This is a genomic window from Rhizomicrobium electricum (assembly GCF_011762045.1).
Taxonomy (GTDB): domain Bacteria; phylum Pseudomonadota; class Alphaproteobacteria; order Micropepsales; family Micropepsaceae; genus Rhizomicrobium; species Rhizomicrobium electricum.
In genome coordinates, this window is sequence record NZ_JAASQS010000004.1 from 416,423 (window position 1) to 437,667 (window position 21,245).

A 21,245-nucleotide genomic window follows, 5' to 3' on the forward strand; every position below is an offset into this window, starting at 1 on the left:
GGACCGTCCGCGCCGTGAGGCGGTGTTACTTGTAGATGCCGACGCAAACGATGGTCTGGTTCAGCTTCTCGCAATACGTCGATTTCGGCTCGATCTTCTTGGTGACCGGATCGGTGTATTTGTAGTCCTGCCAGAAGCTGGCATTGGTCTTGGCGAGGGCCAGGCGGTCCTTGACGTAATAGACGCCGTCCGCGTCCTGCGCTTCGAGGTTGTTCTTGCCGACGAGCTTGGGATTGGCGCCGTGCGCCAGGCACGTGCCGCTCATGTCGTAGACCAGGACATAGAGATCGCGGTCGCGGAAGCCGCCGTCGGTCTTGGCGAACAGGGCGTAGGCTTTGTCGGCGCCGTTGGCCTTGATGGCGTCCACGGCCTTTTTCACCATGGCGACGGCTTCGGGCTTGGTGCCTTTGTCGGCCGCCGGAGCGGGCGAGGAGGAGGCAAAGAGAACGAGGGCGGCAAACAGACTTGCGATGAGTTTCATGCGAAAGTCTCCTTCGGCGATTGGATGCTATTTGTAGATGCCTACGCACACCGCGGTGTCGTTCAGCTTTTCGCAGTAGGTCGATTTCGGCTCGATCTTCTTGGTCAGCGGATCGGAGAACTTGTAGTCCTGCCAGAACGAGGACTTGGTCTTCATCAGGGTGATGCGGTCCTTGACGTAATAGACGCCGTCGGCGTCCTGCGCGTCGATCAGATCCTTGCCGGCCAGCTTGGGGTTGTTGCCGTGGGCAAGGCATTTTCCGGTCGAGTCGTAGACGATCACGTAGAGATCGCCCGCGTGGAATTTCGGGTCTTGGGCGGTGATCTCGGCATAGGCTTTCTGCGCGCCGCTCGCGCCGATATAGGCGACGGCCTTCTTCACCATGGCGATGGCTTCGGGCTTGGTGCCGCGGTCGGCGGCGAACGCTGCGGTCGCCAGGAACGGAACGACCGCGCCGATCAAAAGAATGCGCTTTGCGAAAGTCATCAGTGGAGCTCCCCAGTGTGGACGCCTTTGAACGCAAGGCGCGAGGGAACTATGCGGAAAGCGGGTAAATTGAATGTAAGAAGAATCTGTCCGTTCCGCATTTTGCCGGCAGGCGGATCCGCAATGATCCGTATGCAGCGCAAATTGTCTTGATCGGGCAAGGCCTTCGCGCGGGCGCTCCGCGCGATAGGTATTTGTGCGGATGACGGGGGCTTGACGCCGTCTGCCGGGGGTGGCCGTCGGTTGCGGGGGCGCGCGCGAGGCGCTCCCCCGCGCCGGGTAAAAAAGCCGTGGGTATCGCAAAAGGACGTTCAACGCCGCGCCCGTTTGCGCTATCCCCGTTTCGTCATTTGTGTCGGAGTCGTCATGCCTCGCACCAGCCGCCGCCGCGCCTTGCAAGCCCTTGGTCTGTCCCCCCTCGCGCTGGGGTTGCCCGCTGCCGTCGCCGCCAAAGCGCCGGTGACCTGGACCAAGACCTATGAAGGCCAGCGTCAGGCCGATCTCGGCAACGGCACCTTTCTCAATCCGATTTTCGCCGGCGATCATCCCGATCCGGCGATCCTCAAGGACGGCGCCGACTATTACATGACCTTCTCGTCGTTCGAGGCGTATCCGGCCTGCGTGATCTGGCACAGCCGCGATCTCGTCAACTGGCAGCCGGTCGGGGCGGCGCTGAAGAAGAACATCGGCTCGGTGTGGGCGGTGAGCCTCGAAAAGCACAACGGCCGCTATTTCCTCTACATCCCGACCAAGGCGACGTCGCCGGGCACCAAGACCTCGATCTACGTGATCTCGGCCGACAAGATCGAAGGGCCGTGGAGCGAACCGGTCGATCTCGATCTGCCGCATCACATCGACCCCTGCCACACCGTCGGCGAAGACGGTTCGCGCTGGCTGTTCCTGTCGGGCGGCGACCGCGTGCGGCTGTCCGACGACGGCCTCAAGCGGATCGGCGAACCCGAGCACGTCTACGATCCCTGGCATTATCCCGAGGATTGGGACGTCGAAGGCTTTTCGCCCGAAGGACCGAAGGTCCATCGCCACGGCGAATACTTCTATGTCGTGACCGCCGTGGGCGGCACGGCCGGTCCGCCGACCGGGCACATGGTGATCGCGGCGCGGTCCAAGTCGATTCATGGCCCGTGGGAGAACCATCCGCGCAATCCCTTGGTGCGCACCCGCTCCCTTGCCGAACGCTGGTGGTCGCGCGGTCATGCCAGTCTGGTGGAAGGCCCGGCGGGCGACTGGTGGGCGGTCTATCACGGCTACGAGAACGGCTACTGGACGCTCGGCCGTCAGGCCTTGCTGGCGCCGGTGACCTGGACCAAGGACGGCTGGTTCGACATCGGCGGCGGCGATCTTTCGCAGCCGTTGCCGAAGCCGAAAGGCGGGGCGGCGCAGAAGCACGGCATTGCGCTGTCCGACGATTTTTCGACCGACCGTACCGGCATGGTGTGGAATTTCTTCCGGCCTTCGCCGGCGGAAGCGGCGCGCCTTGCGTTCGGCTCCGACGGTCTTCTCGTCCAGGCGAGCGGCACGGCGCCCAAGGATTCCTCGCCCTTGCTGCTGGTGGTCGGCGATCCGGCTTACGAGTTCGAATGCGATATCGAGCTTGCCGGCGAAACCCGCGCGGGTCTGCTCCTGTTCTACGACGACAAGCTCTATTGCGGCCTCGGCTTCGACGACACGCGGTTCGTCACCCATCAATACGGCATGGAGCGCGGCCGTCCCGCCAATCCGTACGGCAAACGGCTGTTGATGCGGGTCAAGAACGACCATCACATCGTCTCGTTCTGGCTGAGCGGCGATCAGGGCAAGACCTGGAAGCGCTTCGACCGCGGCATGGAAGTGTCGGGCTACCACCACAATGTCCGCGGCGGCTTCCTGATGCTGAAACCCGGCCTCTACGCCGCCGGCCAAGGCTCCGCCCGCTTCCGCAATTTCAAATACCGGGCGCTGACCTAACCCGCTCGCGCCTTCGCGCGATGCCTCCCTTTTCTGCCCTCCACGGGCGCACCCCTTCTGTCATCCCCGGCGGAGCCAGCGCAGCGCAGCGACGGGAAGGGGACCCAGGTAGAGCCAACGGAACGCCGCTTGGGGTGATATCCACTTTGGTATATGGAGCGCCGTGGACTTCTAAAACCGCTCGATGCCGAGCCCGGTCATGTCGATCTCGGGTTCGACGCCCGAAATGAGATCGGCGACCGCTTTGCCGGAGCCGCACGACATCGTCCAGCCGAGCGTGCCGTGGCCGGTGTCGAGATAGAAATTCTTGAGCGGCGTCTTGCCCAGCAGCGGCACCGAATCCGGCGTTGTCGGGCGCAATCCGCACCACAGTTCGGCACTGTCGAAATCGCCCGCACCGGGAAACAGCGCCTTGGCGTTCTTGACGATGGCTTGGGACCGCACCGGCGTCATGGCGTCGTTCCAGCCCGCCAGCTCCGCGGTTCCGGCGCAGCGCAAGCGGTCGCCGAGGCGGCTGTAGACCATCTTGTGCTCGTCGTCGGTGATCGAGACCGACGGCGCCTTGGCCGGATCGGTGACCGGCAGGGTCGCCGAATAGCCCTTGGCCGGATAGACCGGCAGGTGCAATCCGAGCTGGCGCGCCCACGGCGTCGACCAGCTTCCCATCGCCATCAGATAGGCGTCGCCTTTGACGTCGCCGCGATCGGTGACCACCGCTTCGATACGGTCGCCGTCGCGCTTGAAGCCGGTGACGGTGGTGTTGAAGCAGAACAAGACGCCGTTCTTTTCCGCCAACCCCGCCAGGCGCTGGGTGAATTTGTGGGCGTCGCCGGATTCGTCGTCGGGCGTGAAGATGGCGCCGGCCAGTTCGTTCGCCACGGTTTTCAGCGCCGGTTCGATCGCCACCGCTTCGGCCACCGTCTTGACGTCGCGCTTCAATCCCAGCGAGGCCATCAGCGCCGAGGCGCCTTGGGCATGTTCGAACGTCTTGGGATTGCGGTAGACGTGCAGGATGCCGAGCGTCTTCTCGTCGTAGGCGATGCCGGTCTCGGCGCGCAGGGCCTGCAGGCAGGCGCGCGAATAGATGGCGACGCGCAGCGTCCGGTCGGTATTGATCCGTGTGCGTCCCGGCGTGCAGTTGGCGAGGAAGCGGACGAGCCACGCCCACAGCGTCGGGTCGTAGCGCCACCACTTGAACACCAGCGGGGCGTCGGCGCGGAACATCCACTTCAGCGCCTGCTTCGGGGTGCCGGGATTGGCCCAGGGCTCGGCATGGCAGGGCGATACCTGTCCGCCGTTGGCAAAACTGGTCTCCAGGCCCGCCGCCGGCTCGCGCTCGATGACGGTGACCTCGTGCCCGCGCCGGGAAAGAAACCAGGCTGCCGCCGTTCCGACGACGCCAGCGCCTAAGACCACAACTTTCACGGCAGCTCCCGCAAACCTCTGAAACGTGCGGGAGGAGAGCTAGTCCCCTGGGGCGGCCGTGAAAAGGGCCCTTTCGCCGCGGGCCCTACTTTGGCGAATTAAGCCGCCAGCATGGCGTTGTCGATGCCGATGGCGGTCATGTGCGAGATCGCCAGCAAGGTGACCATACGGCCGTCGATCACGGCGATGCCGTCGATATGGCCGTCGTTGCCGCACTGCATGACGTCCGGCGGCGGCTGCACGTCGGCGTTCGAAACGGTGATGATGTCCGATACCGCGTCGACCAGGATGCCGGTGGTGCGGCTGCCGTCCGCCACCACGATGATGACGTGCTTGGCGGTGGCTTCGGTCATGCCGAGGCCGAGCCGCGCCTTGAGATCCACCACCGGCAGTACGATGCCGCGCAGATTGATGACGCCGCGCACGTAATCGGGCACGTGGGGCAGCGGCGTGGTGTCGGTCCAGCCGCGGATTTCGCGGATCGCCATGATGTTGGCGGCGAATTCCTGGCCGTTGGCGATGAAGGTGATGTATTGGCGGGATTGGGTGTCGGTTTCGCTCATGGTGCCCTCCGGTCGGCGCAGTGCCCGGTTTAGAATTCGGTCCAGTCGTCGTCGCCGGTCGGCGCAGCGGCCGGCTTGCCGCCGCCTGCGGCCGCCATTTTTGCGGCGGGCCTGGCCACCGGCTTGGGTGCGGGCCGCGGCGGCAGCGAGCGTGCCGTCTGGCGCGGTGCGGCGGCGGCCGGCGCCGCGAAGTGGGTATCGCCGACCGAGAAGAAGCCGATGAGTTCGGTGAGCGTCTTGGTCTCTCCCGCCATGTTGCGGGCGGCGGCCGTCGACTCTTCGACCATGGCGGCGTTCTGCTGGGTGACCTGATCCATCTGGCCGACCGCGGAATTGACTTGTTCGATGCCGGTCGACTGCTGTTCGGCGGCTTGCGCCATTTCGCCGACCAGGGCGTTGATCTGGACCACTTGGTCGACGATGCGCTTCAAGGCCTGGCCGGTTTCGCCGACGTATTTCACGCCGTCGCCGACATGCTCGCTCGAGGTGTTGATGAGCGCCTTGATCTGCTTGGCGGCTTCCGAAGACCGTTGCGCCAGCGCCCGCACTTCGGATGCGACCACCGCAAAGCCTTTGCCCGCTTCGCCCGCCCGCGCCGCTTCGACACCGGCATTGAGGGCGAGCAGGTTGGTCTGGAAGGCGATCTCGTCGATCACGCCGATGATGTCGGTGATCTGCTTGGAGGATTGCGCGATGGAATCCATCGCCCTGACGGCGGTTTCGACCACGCGTCCGCCGTTCTCCGCCGCGTCCTTGGCGCCGGCGACGCTGTGCGAGGCTTCCTTGGCATTGGCGGCGGTCTTCTTGACCGTGGCGGTGATCTCTTCGAGCGCCGCGGCGGTTTCTTCGAGCGAGGCGGCCTGCTGCTCGGTGCGGCGCGACAGGTCGTCGGCGGCGGTCGAGATTTCGCTGGCGTTGTTGTCGATCTGATGGGTCGAATTGAGGACGTTCTTCACCGTCTCCTGCAGACGCGTCATGGCCAGGTTGAAGTCTTCCTTCAGCTTGGCGAAGGCGCCGGTGAGATCGTCGGTGACGCGATGGGTGAGATCGCCCTTGGCGAGATGATCGAGACCGGTGCCGATCGAGGACACGATCACCTGGGTCTGCTTCTCTTTTGCTTCTTCGGCCGCCGCGAGCTGGTTCTTGAACGTCGTCATCGCTTCGGCGAGCTTGCCGATCTCGTCCATCTGATCGGCATGCGGAACATGGGCGTTGAGATTGCCGCGGGCGAGTTCGCCCATGGCTTCGGTCATGTTGGTGAGCGGCGCGGAAATCGCGCGTACCAGGGCATAACCGGCAGCGCCGCAGAAGACGGCCGCCAGTCCGAGAGCGATATAAATCCAGAGGCGGGCGGTACCGAAAACGGATTGACCTTCGGCACCACGCTGGGCGCTCATTTGGTCGTTGAACTGCACGTCGGCGTCGATCGCCTCGACCAAGGCATTGAATTTGTCGCGGGATTCGCCTTGCGCAAAAGTCGTGGCGGCGCGATCGCCTTCGGTCTTGAAGATCTCCAGGTTCTTGGTCAGCGAACTTTCGTAGGCTTCTCTAGCGGCGACGATCTTGTCGGCGAGATTCTGTTCCGTGCCGGTCGTAACGAGGGGCTTGTATTTCGTCCACGCGGTGTCGGCCTGATTTCTGTAGACCTGAATGTTTTTGATAAGCCTGGCCCGCGTTTCGTCGGCAAGCGGCAGCAGATAGGTGCTTTGCGCCGCCCGCAACCGGGTCACCGCATATTCGTACTGGCCGAGTGCCTTCACCGACGGCAGCCAGTTGCCGGAAACGTCGGCGGCGACGTCGTTCACCTTCGACAAGCTGGTCTGGGCGAAGAGACCCAGTCCGATAGTAACGGCGAGCACCAGCGCGAAAACGCCGACCAGCTTCTTGCTGACGGAAAGGTTCTTGAAGTTCATGACTGCACCCATTGCTAGAGCGACCGCGGCCTGCGGTTCCCGTGTTGCGCGTACGATTGGGGTGCAATTGTTGATATGTCGTGTAGACAATTAAGAGCGGCGAACCCGCCCAATGCCTCCGTCGCCATGCGATTAGTTGGGTGCACGTTGAAGGCGAAAAGCGGCTTACAGTCGTAGCAATTCAAGCCGTTGCATTTGTTCGACTGTGGGCCGCCAGCGCCCGCCTTTATCGTGGGCATGCTCGGCAGGCGCGCAACTGCGGCGTGCGGATAGGGATTTGTACGTGTCGGTGTAAATACCTATCGATGACAGCGTTGGTCAGAGCATCGCCGGAATGACCCGGTCGGGCGGACGGTGGCCGTCGACATAGGTCTTGATATCGACGATCACCTTCTCGCCCATCGCGATGCGGGGACCGAACGCCGCCGGTGTTACCGGTTGTCTCAGAATTCGGTCCAGTCGCCGTCGCCTGTATTCGCCGGTGCGGCGGCAGCGCGTCCGCCTCCGGCAGCCGCCACTTTGGCGACCGGCCTGGGTGCGGGGCGCTTGGCCGGCTGCGGGCCCGGTGTATGGCGCGCGATGGTATGCGGCGCGCTTGCGGCATGCGATATCTCGCCGACCGAGAAGAAGCCGATGAGTTCGGTGAGCACCTTGGTCTCGCTCGCCATATTACGCGACGCTGCCGTCGATTCCTCGACCATGGCGGCGTTCTGCTGGGTGACCTGATCCATCTGGCTGACCGCCGTATTGACCTGTTCGATGCCGGTCGACTGTTGCTCCGCGGCTTGCGCCATTTCGCTGACCAGGGCGTTGATCTGGACGACTTGGTTGACGATGTTCTTCAAGGCCTGTCCGGTTTCGCCGACGTATTTCACGCCGTTGCCGACATGCTCGCTCGAGGTGTTGATCAGCGCCTTGATCTGCTTGGCCGCTTCCGAGGAACGCTGCGCCAGGGCGCGCACTTCGCTGGCGACAACTGCGAAACCCTTGCCTGCTTCGCCCGCCCGCGCCGCTTCGACACCGGCGTTGAGGGCCAGAAGGTTGGTCTGGAAGGCGATCTCGTCGATGACGCCGGTAATGTCGGTGATCTGCTTGGACGACTGCGAGATGGCGTCCATCGCCTTGACGGCGGTTTCGACCACGTGTCCGCCGTTCTCGGCCGCAGCTTTGGCGCCGACCACGCTGTGCGAGGCTTCCTTGGCGTTGGAGGCGGTCTTCTTGACGGTGGCGGTGATCTCTTCGAGCGCCGCAGCCGTTTCCTCCAGCGATGCCGCCTGCTGCTCGGTGCGCCGCGACAGGTCGTCGGCGGCGGCCGAGATTTCACTGGCGTTGTTGTCGATCTGATTGGTCGAATTGAGGACGTTCTTGATGGTGTCCTGCAGACGTTCCATCGCGATGTTGAAGTCTTCCTTCAGCTTGGCGAAGGCGCCGGTGAGTTCGGCGGTGACGCGATGGGTGAGGTCGCCCTTGGCGAGGTGATCGAGGCCGGCACCGATCGAGGAGACGATCACGCGTGTCTGCTCGGCCTTGGCTTCTTCCGCCGCGGCGAGCTGATTCTTGAAGGTGGTCATGGCCTCGGCGAGCTTGCCGATTTCGTCTTGCTGGTCGGCATGCGGGACGTTGGCATTGAGATTGCCGCGGGCGAGTTCGCCCATGGCCTCGGTCATGTTGCCGAGCGGCGTGGAGATCGCGCGCACCAGGACATAACCGGCCGCGATGCAGAACACTGCGGCGAGTCCGATCGCGATGAATATCCATATGCGGGCCGTCGAATATGTTGCGGCACCTTCGTTTCCGGCGGTGACGCCGCCGTTTCGATTGAACGCGACATCCTTTTCGATGGCCGCAATAAACGTGTTGTAGGTGTTGCGCATGTCATGCATGAAATAGGCGATGCCGGCATCGCGGCCCTGGGTCTTGATGACCTCCTCGACCTTTCCCTGCAAAGGCTCATAGGCGTTTCTCGCCGCAACGATTTGATCGACCAGCATGCGCTCTTCGCCGGGAGTGACGGTCGCTGTGTAGTTCGCCCAATGCTTGTCGGCCTTGCCGCGGTATTCCTTCATCCGCGCTTTCATATCTTCGCGCTGGGTATCGGTCGTGGCCATAACGTAGTTGGCTTGGGCCACGCGGGTGCGCGTCATGAAGTATTGGAACTCGCCCAGATCGCCGACGGCCGGCAGCCAGTTGTCGCGAATTTCGACGGACTTGTCGTTCAACGTCGACAGGCTGTTGACCGCGAATAAGCCCAGACCGATGGTGGTGGCGAGAACAAGTGCGAATGCGCCGACCAGCTTCTTGCTGACGGAGAGGTTCCTGAAATCCATGGTGTTGCATCCTAATCGCGACGGTAACGGCGCATTGCCGTTCCCGTGTTACGCGTACGATTGGAGCGAAAGCATTTACGGGCCATGTAGACTTACCGAGGAACGTCAGCAGGTTTCTGCCGCCGGGAGCACGGTCTGCTTGCAAGCCGGTGTGACGCACGCAAGGGCTGCGTCCTTGCAGTGGCTAGGTCGATATAAACCCCAGGAGTAATGCGGGAATTTTTTCTGCGCGGATTCTATTCAAAGAATCTGCCGGTTTTTCCGGACCCGCTAAGGATTTGTACCCATACGTAGCAGTACCTACGAATGCATAGCGCTTACAGCATCGCCGGAATGACCCGGTCGGGCGGACGGTGGCCGTCGACGTAGGTCTTGATATTGACGATCACCTTCTCGCCCATCTCGATGCGGCCTTCGATGGTGGCCGAGGCCATGTGCGGCAACAGCACGACATTGCGGGCCTTCAGCAGCTTGGGATGGATGGCCGGTTCGCGCTCGTAGACGTCGAGGCCGGCACCGGCGAGCTGGCCGCTCTCCAGCATGGCGGCGAGGCATTCCTCGTCGATGACTTCGCCGCGCGCGGTGTTGACGATATAGGCCGTAGGCTTGAGCAGCTTCAGCCGCCGCGCCGACAACAGCCGGTAGGTTGCCGGCGTATGCGGACAATTGATCGAGACGATGTCCATGCGCGACAGCATCTGATCGAGATTTTCCCAATAGGTCGCTTCGAGTTCGGTCTCGACATGCGCCCGCACCGGCTTGCGATTGTGGTAGTGGATCTGCAATCCGAACGCCTTGGCGCGCCGCGCCACCGCTTCGCCGATGCGTCCCATGCCGACGATGCCGAGCCGTTTGCCGGCCAAGCGGTGGCCCAGCATCCAGGTCGGCGACCAGCCGCGGAAGGCGCCGCGTTCGAGCGCCTCGGCACCTTCGAAGAAGCGGCGCGGCACGGCGAGGATCAGCGCCATGGTGGCGTCGGCGGTGTCGCTGGTGAGAACGCCCGGCGTGTTGGTGACCATCAGCCCCTTCGCCAGCGCCGCGGTGATGTCGATGTTGTCGAAGCCGTTGGCGTAGTTGGCGATCATCTTGAGGCCGGGACCCGCCTCGGCGAGCAGGCTGGCGTCGAGCCGGTCGGTGATGGTCGGCACCAGGATTTCGCATGACTGCAGCGCCTGGATCAGCTCGTGGCGGCGGAACGGCTTGTCGGAGTCGTTCAGTTGCGCATCGAACAGCTCGCGCATCCGCGTCTCGATGACGTCCGGCAGTTTGCGCGTGACGATGACGACCGGTTTGCGCACCATGACCGTGTGGCACTCAAGGCTGGCGCATCCGATGTATCAGATGCGCCCCGCCGTGTCAGTGCCGCCCTTCGTTTTCAGTGACGAAAGTGGCGCTTTCCGCTGAAGACCATCGAAAGTCCGGCTTCATCGGCCGCCGCGATCACGTCGGCGTCGTGGACGGAGCCGCCCGGCTGGATGACGCTGGTGGCGCCCGCCTCGGCGATTTCCATCAGGCCGTCGGGGAAGGGGAAGAAGGCGTCGGACGCGGCCGCCGAGCCGATGGTCCGCGATTGCGGCCAGCCCGCGGCCTTGGCGACGGCGCGCGCCTTTTCGGCGGCGATGCGGGCCGAATCCACCCGGCTCATCTGTCCGGCGCCGATGCCGGCGGTCGTGAGGTCCTTGGCATAGACGATGGTGTTGGACTTCACATACTTGCCGACGGTGAAGGCGAACAGAAGATCGGCGATCTCGGCGTCCGAAGGCTTCCGCTTGGTGACGATCTTGAGATCCGCCGCCGTCGTGCGGCCGATATCGCGGGTCTGCACCAGCATGCCGCCCGACACCGACTTGAAGGTCAGGCCCGGTTCCAGCGGATTGGGCAGGCTGCCCGCCACCAGGATGCGCAGGTTCTTCTTCTTGGCCAGAATGGCGCGCGCATCGGCGTCGACGTCAGGCGCGATGATCACTTCGGTGAAGAGCTTGGAGATCAGTTCCGCCGTGGCGCCGTCGAGGGTGCGGTTGAGCGCGACGATGCCGCCGTAGGCCGACAACGGATCGCAGGCCAGCGCCTTGGCGTAGGCATCGGCCAGCGTGTCCGCCAGCGCCACGCCGCAAGGATTGGCGTGCTTGATGATGGCGCAGGCCGCATGGGCCTTGGGATCGAATTCGGCGATCAGCTCGTAGGCGGCGTCGGTATCACTGATGTTGTTGTAGGAGAGTTCCTTGCCCTGCAACTGCTCGGCCGTGGCGACGCCGGGGCGCTTCTCGCCGGTCGCATAGAACGCGGCCTGCTGGTGCGGATTCTCGCCATAGCGCAGCGACTGGCGCAGCGTACCGGCGAAGGCGCGCCGCTTGGGCGGGGTTTCCTTGTCTTCGAGCTGGGTGGCGAACCAGTTCGACACCGCCGCATCGTACGCCGCGGTGCGGGCATAGGCCGTCTGGGCGAGGCGGCGGCGCAGTGTCAGCGTCGTGGCGCCGTTGTTGGCGTCCATTTCGGCGAGCACGGCCGCGTAATCCTCGACGTCGACCACCACCGTCACCCAGTCGTGGTTCTTGGCCGCCGAGCGGGTCATCGCCGGGCCGCCGATATCGATGTTCTCGATCACTTCGTCGAACGCGGCGCCTTTGGCGACCGTGGCTTCGAACGGATAGAGATTGCAGACCAGAAGATCGATGCCCTCGATGCCGTGTTCCTTCATCGCCGCGGCGTGCTTGTCGCGCAGGCCGAGAAGGCCGCCATGCACGATCGGATGCAGCGTCTTCACCCGCCCGTCCATCATTTCGGGAAAGCCGGTGATGTCGGAGACGTCGGCGACGGTGAGACCGGCGTCACGCAGCGCTTTGGCGGTGCCGCCGGTGGAGATCAGCGCCACGCCGTGCTTGGCGAGGCCTTGTGCGAAGTCGACCAGCCCCGTCTTGTCGGACACGGAAATGAGCGCGCGGCGGATGTTGCGGAGCGTCATGGCAGACTCGCGATCGTTTAGGGGTTACGGCCGGTGATACTTCGCGAGGCCGCGAAACGAAAGAGCCAGATCGCCGCCCGAATGAAATTTCCGCGCGAATCGCCCATCACGAAAAGCGAACGATTGTTGCGGGCGTCAATTTCCCCAATACTGTTGGAAAGTTGCGCGCAAGGGAGCTGCGGATGGATATCGAATTGGGCCGGATGGTGGCGGGGGCGGCAAATCGTGCAGGCGCGGAACTCGGCGATCTTGCCTTGCTCATCAAGGATCACGTCACACCCGAAGAGCGCGAGGTGCTCCGGCTCGCTATTGGATCTGCCGTTTTTGAGACCGGTGAATTGATGGAGCGGGTCTTTGCACTTTGCCCTGGATTACGGGAGGAATTCGAAGGCCGGCTTGAGAAATATCTCCGCTGTTACTGAAGTGTTTTCAGCACTTTGAACACCGCACCCGCGAGCGTGTGCAGTTCCTTGGTGACGATGGTGAGCGCCGGCGTCAGCATCACGGCGGTGCCCGAGACCGCCACCAGAGCGCCGTCCATGCGCAATTGCCGCTTCAGCGCGGCGGCGTCGGGAGCGGTGCTCAGTTCGATCACGCCGCAGGCGCCGCGCACGCGAATATCCTTCACCGTCGGCAGCTTCAGGCACTTGCCGAGTTCGGTCGCCAGTTTCTTGCCGATCTCGTTGGCGGCGAGGAGCCGGTTTTCGCGCGCCCAGAGATCGAGGAAGGAATTGGCCGCCGCTGCGGTCAGCGTGTCGATCGAACCCCAGCCGGTGTCGAGGGCGAACTGGTTCGACGCCAGCACGGCGCCGAGCGACAGGGTTCCGCCGGTCAGCATTTCGCCGAGAACGACCATGTCGGGATCGATGGCGGCGGCCTGATGGGCGTACATCACGCCGAGGCGTCCGAAGCCGGAGAAGCGCTCGTCGGCGATCAGCGGCACGCCGCACTTGAAGGTGATTTCGCGCACCCGCGCCAGCGTCTCTTCCGAGTGGAACGGCACGCCGGGCGTCAGTTGCACCAGCGGCTCGATCACCACCGCCGCGAGCTTGGCGGCGCGGCTTTGCAGGGCGGCGATCAGATCGGTCGCGCTCTCGTCGTCGCGCGGCAGCGGCAGCGGCAGCGGGGCGCCGTCGCCGGCAAAGGCTCCGCCTTCGAACGCGGCGATTTCGCCGGGATGGGCTTTCTTCGCCATGGCGAGCGCGGTGTCGAAGGCCAGCCGGCCGTTCGGCGCCAGACTGGCGCGCTTGTTGGGCAACAGGGTGTTGAGCCGGCCGAGCAGCTTGGTGGCCGGGGCGGCGACGAGCACGTCGTCGAAGCTGTGGGGCAGGCGGGCGGCCTGGGATTCGATGCCGAGCTGAATCAGGGTGGGCGACAGGCCGAGGATCGCGTTCCGCGTCGCGCCGTCGATCAGGGTCCGGCCGTCCTCCAGAGTGATGACGCTGCCGCGGGCCTTGGTGACCGTCAGGACGGGGTCGGACGGGAAATCGCTGGACATGGAACGCTCGCGCTGGGCGGGTGGGGCCGCCGGACCGGGTGAAATCGCCGCTATGGTCCTCTCCGACAATTAAGGCCGCGTCAAGGCCGCGGCGCCGCGTTGACGGACGCTTCGCCATGACTATAGTCCGCCGCCTCCATTCGCATACCTGCGACATGCCCCCGTGGCGGAATGGTAGACGCGGCAGACTCAAAATCTGTTGCCTTCACGGGCGTGCTGGTTCAAGTCCGGCCGGGGGCACCACTTTCCTCCATCCTTATCGGTACGGATCGGGCGCCCCGCGGCGCCACATTCGATGGGACATTGCGTACGCCCCTGAGTATCCTTGGCCGCCGGGATTCCTTGGGTGAGATCGGACAGCCGATCCGGGGCTGATAGACATGAACGCTGCGTCCACACTTTCGTCGATTGCCGCCTTCCTGCGCCGGATTCGCCATATCCTCATTGCCTTTGCCGGGCTCTATGTCGCCTGGCTGCTCTTTGCCTGGCTGGCGCTGCCGCCGCTGCTGCAATCGCAATCGGAAAAATACGTCCTGGCGCGCAGCGGTCATCACCTGACGATGGACAAACCGTCGTTCAATCCCTTCCTGCTCCGCCTGCATCTCAGGAACCTGAAACTCGCCGAGCCCGACGGCCGGCCGCTGATGTCGTTCCGCGACCTGATCGTCGATTTTTCGTCCACCAGCCTGTTCCGCCGCGCCTATGTGTTCGACGAAATCGCGCTCGACAATCTCGATGCCACGCTGATCGTCCTGCCGCACAACCGCCTCAACTGGTCCGGCCTGATCGAAGCGTTTCGGAGCAAGGAAAAGACGCCGTCGTCCGAACTGCCGCGGCTCGTCATTCGCAAGATTACGCTGACGGCGGCGCAGGCCACGCTGATCGACCGCCGGACCGCGGCCGAACGGTCCGCCCGGATCGAGCCGATGGCGCTCGAACTGACCGACCTGTCGACGCTGCCGAACGGCAGAGGCCGCTATGAAGTGACCGCCAAAACCAGTTTCGGTGCCACTATCGCGTGGGACGGCGTCTTGACGCTCAAACCCATTTTGATGGCCGGACATTTGCGGGTGGACGGCATTTCGCTGCCGCGTCTGGCCGCCTACATGCCGCTTCCCGCGACCATCGCGGCGCCCGAAGGTGTGGCGGCTTTCGCGACCTCCTATCGGGCGGGCGTGATCGAGGATGCCTTCAATGTGACGCTCGGCGGCCTCGCCGTTCGCCTCGACGGCTTCAAGATCGCAGGCAAGGCCGATCCCTCCGCGGTGGCGACGGCAGGGTATATCGCGCTCACCGGCGGACGCTTCGATCTTTTGAAGCGGCGCATCGCCTTCAAGCAATTGGCGGTATCGGGCGGCGGCGTCGAGGTCGTGCGCGACGCCAAGGGACGGATCAATTGGCAGGCGCTGATGCCGAAGCCCGCACAGCAGGCGGCTGCGCCACAAACATCAGTGAAGGGCGGCGGCTGGCATTACCGCATCGAGCGTGTGAGCCTTGCCGGCTATGGCGTTGAATTGCGCGATGGCGGAGCGAATTTTGCGCTTCAGGACATCGCCGCCGAAACCGGTCCGGTCAGTGAAGACCTGAGCCAGCCGTTGCCGGTGAAAGTCTCGCTGCGCTCGCGCGACGGCGGCACCTTCGCGGCGGAAGGGACTGTGGTGGCAGCGGCACCGTCGGCCGATTTGCAGATCAAGCTGGACGGTCTGACTCTCGCGCCGGTTCAGCCGTATCTGGCGCGCACGACGACGCTCAAACTGGCGAGCGGCAGCGTTTCCAGCGAAGGCCATCTGGTGTTCGCGGGCAAGGACGCGGACTACACCGGCGGCTTTGCCGTGCGCAACTTGCGCATTCTCACCGGCGACGGGCAGGTCTTTCTGGCGTGGACGTCGCTGGCCAGCACCAGTCTGGCGGCGAGCAACGCCAAGCTCGCGATGCGCGAACTGGTGCTCGATGGTCTCGATACGCGGCTGATTATCGCCAAGGACAAGTCGATCAACTTCACCAAGATCTTCCGCACGCCGGCAGCCAAGCCCGCGCCGCCGCAGAGCGCACCGCAACCGGCCACCGCCGAGAGTGCCGCTCCGGCGCCGGCGGCCAAAGCGGCCCCGCTGTTCCCGGTGAACATCGCCCGGCTGCGGATTCTGCGCAGCCAGATGGAATTCGCCGACCATTCGCTGGCGCTGCCGTTCGGCACCCATATTCACGCGCTGAACGGCACGCTGGTGAATATCTCCACCCGGCAAGGCGGCGCTCCGGCGCGGCTTCTGGTCAACGGCCAGATCGACAATTACGGCACCGCGCACGGCGTAGGCCTGATCGATCTCTTCAAGCCGACCGACAATCTCGACATCAAAGTCGATTTTGCCAATGTCGAGATGGCGCGGCTGACGCCCTATTCGGCGACGTTCGCCGGACGCAAGATCGAATCCGGCAAGCTGACCCTGCATCTGCAGTACAAGATCAAGAACCGGCAGATGATGGGCGACAACCAGATCATCATGGACAAGATCACGTTGGGCGAGCGCGTCCAGAGTCCGCAAGCCAAGGACCTGCCGCTCGAACTCGCCATCGCGATCCTGGAAGATTCCGACGGCCGCATCGATCTCGGCCTGCCGGTGTCGGGAAGCCTGGACGATCCCAAGTTCAGCTACGGCGGCATCATCTGGAAGGCGATCACCAACGTCCTGACCAAGATCGTGACCGCGCCGTTCCGGGCGCTGGGTGCGCTGTTCGGCGGCGACGACAAGTTCGACGGCATCGTGTTTGCGGCCGGCAGTCCGGCGTTGAGCCCGCCCGAGCAGGAGAAGCTTGCCGCTTTCGCCGCCGGATTGAAGAAACATCCGAAACTCGCCGTCACGCTGCACGGCACCTGGAGCGAAGCCGACCGTGCCGCGTTGCAGGATTTGCAGTTGCGCCGCCAGATCGCGGCCAAGCTCGGTCTGTCGACCGAAGGCGATCCCGGTCTTCTGACCCCGGACCAGCCGAACGTGAAGGAGGCGCTGGAAGCCCTCTATGCCGGCAAGTTCGGCAACGGCGGTCTTGCGGCCATGCGCGAAGGCTTCGGCAAAGCCAATCCCGGCAAGCTCGAAACGGGCACCTCCGGGCGCATGATGGCGATCTTCACCGGCATCATCGGGTCGAAGAAAGACCTCAGCGCCACGGAAGTCGCCGATCTCAAAGGCGCCGATTTCCACGCCGTGCTCTATCGCAAGCTCGTCGCCGCCGAGGTCGTCACCGACGCCGCGTTGCAGCAGTTGGCGCAGGCCCGCGGGACTTTGATTCTGAACGAATTGCAGAAAGCCCAGGCGCCGATGGACCGCATCAAGCTCGACGCGGTGGCAAAGGCCGAGGCCGACGGCAAGGACGTGCCGCTCAAAGTCGACATGGCGCCCGTGCCCGATCAAGCGGTCCAGCCGGCCCATCCGTGATCGAGAGCCCCCTCCAGGGGAGGGTGATCTCCCCTTTTTTGCCGCTCCGGACTATTCTCGATCCCGCAGTCGCTCGCGGGGGGATGTCGTGCGGTGCTCCGTCGTCGGTCTTGTATCCGTTCTCGCATACGCCGCTCCGGCGTCGGCGGGGTTCGATGCGCCGCTCAAGACCGCGCTCATTCCGGCCACCGGCAAGGCCGTGTTGCACTGCCTGACCTTTCCGAACTTCCTGCTCAAATGGGAAGCCGAGGGCATGACGACGCCGATCGTCTATATCCTCAAGGGCAAAGGCCCGTGGACGTGCGCCGCCACCATGAAAGGCGAACTGAATTTCGGCCATTGGCCTCTGGTGCGGGTGAAGGGGCCTTTCATCGTGCTGCAATATCCGCCGCAAGCGGAGTTCGGCTCGGGTTTCACCGTGTTCGACACGCGACTGTGGCGGTATGTCGATAGCGATACGGCCATCGGCGACTTCACCGCAGTCCGGCTCGATGGCGAGGCGCTGACGCTCGCCTACCGCCGTCCCATCAATCGCGACTGCTCGCTTTATTACGGCGCGGCGACTGCGTGCTGGGGCACGATCAAAGCGCAATCCGGCCTCAACGACGCCCTGATGCCCGATTGCCGGACGGCGTATGAGATCGCCAAGAAGAAACTCGACGTCGCCGACATCACCGGCTATCCGGCGACCGTCACCTACAACGCCGAGGTGCGCATCGCGAACGGCAAAGCCGCCTACACCGCCCGCCCCGGCCCGATTACCTGCGAACCGTGAGCGTGAACCTGCTTCGCCGTAGCCTGTTGCGATGCACTTCACAGGTGAATTCACCAGTCCTCTACATTGTCCCCTCGGTGTTAGGCGCGACAAGATTGCCGTAGCTGCCAGGAAAAATTGTAGTAATTACATACAATATGAAATTGAAGGGGTGTGGTCTTCCGATTAAATTGCGACCCCGAACAGACAATGGAGGGTTCCATGAAAGTGTATGCCTCAATTCTAGTTCTCGTTGGGTGCATTAGCTCAGCTGGTGCAGCTGGCTGTATCGACAATAGCTATCCCGGTCACGACAAGTTTTGTCTGACATCAAAACAAGACGCCAATTACTATTGTCATGGAGCATTCCAGTGGCACGTGGTGCACCTAAAAATTCAGTGCAACGCCGGAACGCGTAATGCGGGGGCGAAGTGGAATATCAGCTGCTTAGACGATGGCAGTAAGTGTAACTTGAATGATCAAGAGTTGTGCCGTGGCTTGACCCAGTGGAATGTAGGTGATCATTGTACGCAGGGAGGCTCTACGCCTAACGGCTAGCAAGTCTCTTGTTGGGACCTCGTGGGGGATGGCGCTTTGCACCTGCCTCTCACTCACCGAAAAAACGTGATAATTATGGACGTTTGCTCTCTTGAACGGCGCCCTTCGCGTTCCCACGTCTATCCTGAAACCATCAGGAGTGACGATCATCAGGTGCGCGATCATCGCGGCCGGTAATACAGTCCGAACGACAAGTGTACACAGAGGCTTGGACGCGCGAGCTTGTGGCGCGCCATGCAGGGCCGATCCAGTGTTCCGGGTGACAACGACCCGCCGCGCATCGCGGACAATACACTGGCGGCCAAGCTGCGAACCTCGCGGAGCCAGTCAGGTGCAGGCCCATTCGCCGTGACACGCGAATGCAAGACCTTCCGCCTCGAAGTCTGGAAGAAAAAACGGCGGGACCGGGGTCCCGCCATTTTCTTATGGGCTTCTTCGGGCACTGTCGTCGATTACATTCCCTTCTTCGCCGCCGGCGAGCGCCAGCGCCGCACGATCTGCGCCAGTTCCTCGCGGCTGATGTCGACGGTGCGCCAGGCGTGGCTGAACGAGGCCTGCTGCACATGCGCCGAGCGGGCGGTGTGCATGTCCTTGAAGCGGATGCGCATCGGCATCACCGAGCCTTGGCCCAAGACGATCGCTTCGCGGTCGCCGAGCAGCGGCAGGAAATCCAACAGATCGAGCGCGCCTTCATGGGTGTTGGCGCGGATCACCGCCTGATCGCGCTCGGTCGAGAGGCGCATGGCGATGACGGTCGAGCATTGCGACAGGATAGTGGTGTCGAGTTCCGACGGCCGCTGGGTGATGAGGGCGAGGGCGACGCCGTATTTGCGTCCTTCCTTGGCGATGCGCGCCAGCGCCTGGCGGGTGGGCATGAACTTGCCGCCGCCCTCGGCGGGCGCGTAGCGATGGGCTTCTTCGCAGACGATCATCAGCGGCAGGCGCGCTTCGCTCCAGCTCGCGAGGTCGAAGGCGAGCCGCGAAATCACCGAGATCACCACATCCATGATCTCGCCCGGCACGGTGGAAAGGTCGAGCACCGTGATCGGCTTGTCGCCGACCGGCACGCGGAACAGGCGCCCGAGCACGTCGGTCATGGTGTCTTCGATCATCACGCTGCCGAACATGAAGCTGTAGCGGGAGTCGCTGACCAGCGTTTCGATCCGGTTCTTCAGCCGCTTGTACGGCAACGTGTGAAGCGCGCGGTCGAGCTTGCCGAGTTGTTCGTCGCAATAGGCGACCAGATCGGCAAGGCGGAACGGCACCGGCGTGTCGACGGTGATGCAGGTGGTTTCGGACTGCGAGCGGCGGACCCGTCCGGCGAAGGCATCGGAATAGCGCCGCTTGGCCCACACCACCGCGTCGGTGAGGATTTCGATTTCGGCCTCGTCGCCGGGCGTGGCGAAGGCCGCCGTGAGTTCGTTGAAGTTCAAGAGCCAGAACGGCAGGTTGAGATTGGAGGGATTGATGACCTCCGCCTGCGCGCCGAACGCGGCGGCGTATTCGCCGTGAATGTCGAGCACCACGATCCGCGCCTGGCGGTATTGCGGCAAGAGGCTTTTGAGGATGCAGGTCAGCGCCGTGGATTTGCCGCAGCCGGTGGTGCCGACGACGAGAAAGTGCTTGCCGATCAGGTCGTCGACCAGAAGCCGGGCCGAGACGTCGGGATGCTGGTACAGCGTGCCGACTTCGATGGTTTCCGCGTCGGGCCGCGTATAGGCGAGCGACACCGCATCGCGATCGGCCGGATGCACGGGATCGCCGATGGTGGGAAGGCAAGAGACGCCGCGGCGGAACACGCGTCCTTTGACCGGATCGAGCACGATTTCGCCGGCGAGATTGAGTTCGAGAAGATTGACTTCCTCGGCGCCCGACGCGGCGTCGGGCATCGGCACGCTGACCGCCGACACGATGCCGATGACGAGGGCGTGCGGTGTCGGGATGGCCAGGGTGGAGCCGATCTCGATGCGGACGTGGCCGGCGCCGGTCTTCTCCATCACCGCGACGGCTTGGGCGCCCGCGACCGAAACGATGTGGCCGGCGCGCGGCGACGTGCTGGGACGCGGTGCGGATCTGCTGTCGAGGCCGGTATAACTCATCGGGACGTCTCCTCGGCGGGAATTGTAAAAGCGACTGTGGTCCCGCGCCCTTCGGCGCTGTCTAGCCACAGTCGCCCGCCGTGCTGTTCGACCAGGGCCTTGGCGATGGGCAGGCCGAGGCCGGTTCCTTCGTGGCTGCGGGTAGGACCGCCGCATACTTGTCCGAATGGCTTGAGTGCCACTTCGATTTGCGCGGGGTTCATGCCGATGCCGGTATCGCGCACCGAGACGGCGACGTAGTGGCTGTCGACCGCAACGGCCGCGAGCGTGATGGTGCCGCCGGGGGGCGTGAATTTGTGGGCGTTGCTCAGCAGATTGATGACGATCTGCTTGAGGCGGCGGCCGTCGGCGCGCACCGGCGGCAGGCCGTCGGGCAGGACGACCGCAAGGGTCTGCGCTTTTTCGTCGATGCGATGCTGCATCAGCGAGATGGCGCCGAGGAGAATGTCGCGCAAAGGCAACCGTTCGAGATCGAGTTCGAAGGTGCCGCTCTCGATCTTGGCGACGTCGAGAATGTCGGAGATGACTGCGAGCAAATGTTGGCCGGCATCGTTGATCAGTCCGGCGTATTCGCTGGTGCGTTCCCGCGCCAGGCTGGGCTGGCTGGCGATGATGTCGGAGAACCCGATGATGGCGTTGAGCGGCGTCCTGAGCTCGTGGCTCATGTTGGCGAGGAATTCGGATTTGGTGCGGGATGCCAGGGCTTGTTCCATGGCAGCGGCCTTGAGCGCGCGTTCGCCGCGCTGGCGCGACACGCACTGTCCGAGATCGAATGTGTATCGGGAA

15 protein-coding genes, 1 tRNA gene and 1 pseudogene are annotated in these 21,245 nt (G+C 63.7%); 5 read left to right on the plus strand and 12 right to left on the minus strand.

Annotation, left to right across the window (positions count from 1 at the left end; translation table 11 throughout):
- Positions 1–25 precede the first annotated feature (25 nt).
- Complete coding sequence (locus tag FHS84_RS10085) at positions 26–481, minus strand: cache domain-containing protein (RefSeq protein ID WP_166933661.1); 456 nt, start codon at positions 479–481, stop codon at positions 26–28.
- A gap of 27 nt (positions 482–508) precedes the next feature.
- Positions 509–967, minus strand: coding sequence for a cache domain-containing protein (locus FHS84_RS10090; RefSeq protein WP_166933663.1), 459 nt, complete (start codon positions 965–967; stop codon positions 509–511).
- Positions 968–1,333: 366 nt separating this feature from the next.
- Between FHS84_RS10090 and FHS84_RS10095 the strand changes: the two genes are divergently transcribed.
- Positions 1,334–2,932, plus strand: a complete 1,599-nt coding sequence (locus FHS84_RS10095; protein WP_166933667.1) for a family 43 glycosylhydrolase — start codon at positions 1,334–1,336, stop codon at positions 2,930–2,932.
- 171 nt (positions 2,933–3,103) lie between these two features.
- On the opposite strand, the gene FHS84_RS10100 is transcribed toward FHS84_RS10095, so the two are convergent.
- The 7 genes and pseudogenes from FHS84_RS10100 to purH form a co-directional block, all read right to left on the minus strand.
- A complete protein-coding gene (locus FHS84_RS10100) occupies positions 3,104–4,357 on the minus strand; it encodes a D-amino acid dehydrogenase (RefSeq protein WP_166933670.1) in 1,254 nt (417 codons plus the stop codon).
- Between the two features lie 98 nt (positions 4,358–4,455).
- A complete protein-coding gene (locus tag FHS84_RS10105) occupies positions 4,456–4,920 on the minus strand; it encodes a chemotaxis protein CheW (RefSeq protein WP_166933672.1) in 465 nt (154 codons plus the stop codon).
- A gap of 29 nt (positions 4,921–4,949) precedes the next feature.
- Complete coding sequence (locus tag FHS84_RS10110) at positions 4,950–6,833, minus strand: methyl-accepting chemotaxis protein (protein ID WP_166933674.1); 1,884 nt, start codon at positions 6,831–6,833, stop codon at positions 4,950–4,952.
- 318 nt (positions 6,834–7,151) lie between these two features.
- A pseudogene (locus FHS84_RS23070) lies at positions 7,152–7,244 on the minus strand (hypothetical protein); the annotation flags it as partial.
- A 32-nt stretch (positions 7,245–7,276) separates the two neighbouring features.
- Positions 7,277–9,160 carry a methyl-accepting chemotaxis protein gene (locus tag FHS84_RS10115; RefSeq protein ID WP_208393787.1) on the minus strand — a complete coding sequence of 628 codons (1,884 nt, stop codon included), beginning with the start codon at positions 9,158–9,160 and terminating at the stop codon, positions 7,277–7,279.
- 317 nt (positions 9,161–9,477) lie between these two features.
- On the minus strand, positions 9,478–10,461 hold the full coding sequence (locus FHS84_RS10120) for a 2-hydroxyacid dehydrogenase (RefSeq protein WP_166933676.1): 984 nt from the start codon (positions 10,459–10,461) through the stop codon (positions 9,478–9,480).
- A gap of 74 nt (positions 10,462–10,535) precedes the next feature.
- Positions 10,536–12,122, minus strand: a complete 1,587-nt coding sequence (purH, locus tag FHS84_RS10125; protein WP_166933679.1) for a bifunctional phosphoribosylaminoimidazolecarboxamide formyltransferase/IMP cyclohydrolase — start codon at positions 12,120–12,122, stop codon at positions 10,536–10,538.
- Between the two features lie 182 nt (positions 12,123–12,304).
- Here purH and FHS84_RS10130 point away from each other — a divergent pair, with 182 nt between their 5' ends.
- Positions 12,305–12,544, plus strand: a complete 240-nt coding sequence (locus FHS84_RS10130; protein ID WP_166933681.1) for a hypothetical protein — start codon at positions 12,305–12,307, stop codon at positions 12,542–12,544.
- Here FHS84_RS10130 and FHS84_RS10135 read toward each other — a convergent pair.
- The gene (locus FHS84_RS10135; RefSeq protein ID WP_166933684.1) at positions 12,538–13,620 is read right to left on the minus strand and encodes an aminotransferase class III-fold pyridoxal phosphate-dependent enzyme; all 1,083 of its coding nucleotides are present in this window, start codon (positions 13,618–13,620) and stop codon (positions 12,538–12,540) included. The two genes, FHS84_RS10130 and FHS84_RS10135, sit on opposite strands and share 7 nt — an antisense overlap.
- A 157-nt stretch (positions 13,621–13,777) precedes the next feature.
- On the opposite strand from FHS84_RS10135, the gene FHS84_RS10140 reads away from it, so the two are divergent.
- The 3 genes from FHS84_RS10140 to FHS84_RS10150 all read left to right on the plus strand — a co-directional run bounded on the left by FHS84_RS10140 (position 13,778) and on the right by FHS84_RS10150 (position 17,823).
- A tRNA-Leu gene (locus tag FHS84_RS10140) sits at positions 13,778–13,863 on the plus strand.
- Between the two features lie 137 nt (positions 13,864–14,000).
- Complete coding sequence (locus FHS84_RS10145) at positions 14,001–17,048, plus strand: DUF748 domain-containing protein (protein WP_166933686.1); 3,048 nt, start codon at positions 14,001–14,003, stop codon at positions 17,046–17,048.
- Between the two features lie 88 nt (positions 17,049–17,136).
- Positions 17,137–17,823 carry a hypothetical protein gene (locus FHS84_RS10150; RefSeq protein WP_166933689.1) on the plus strand — a complete coding sequence of 229 codons (687 nt, stop codon included), beginning with the start codon at positions 17,137–17,139 and terminating at the stop codon, positions 17,821–17,823.
- Between the two features lie 989 nt (positions 17,824–18,812).
- On the opposite strand, the gene FHS84_RS10155 is transcribed toward FHS84_RS10150, so the two are convergent.
- Both FHS84_RS10155 and FHS84_RS10160 read right to left on the minus strand, forming a co-directional pair.
- Positions 18,813–20,459, minus strand: a complete 1,647-nt coding sequence (locus FHS84_RS10155; protein WP_166933699.1) for an ATP-binding protein — start codon at positions 20,457–20,459, stop codon at positions 18,813–18,815.
- Complete coding sequence (locus FHS84_RS10160; protein WP_166933701.1) at positions 20,456–21,214, minus strand: ATP-binding protein; 759 nt, start codon at positions 21,212–21,214, stop codon at positions 20,456–20,458. The genes FHS84_RS10155 and FHS84_RS10160 overlap by 4 nt, the downstream gene beginning before the upstream one ends.
- Positions 21,215–21,245: the final 31 nt, after the last annotated feature.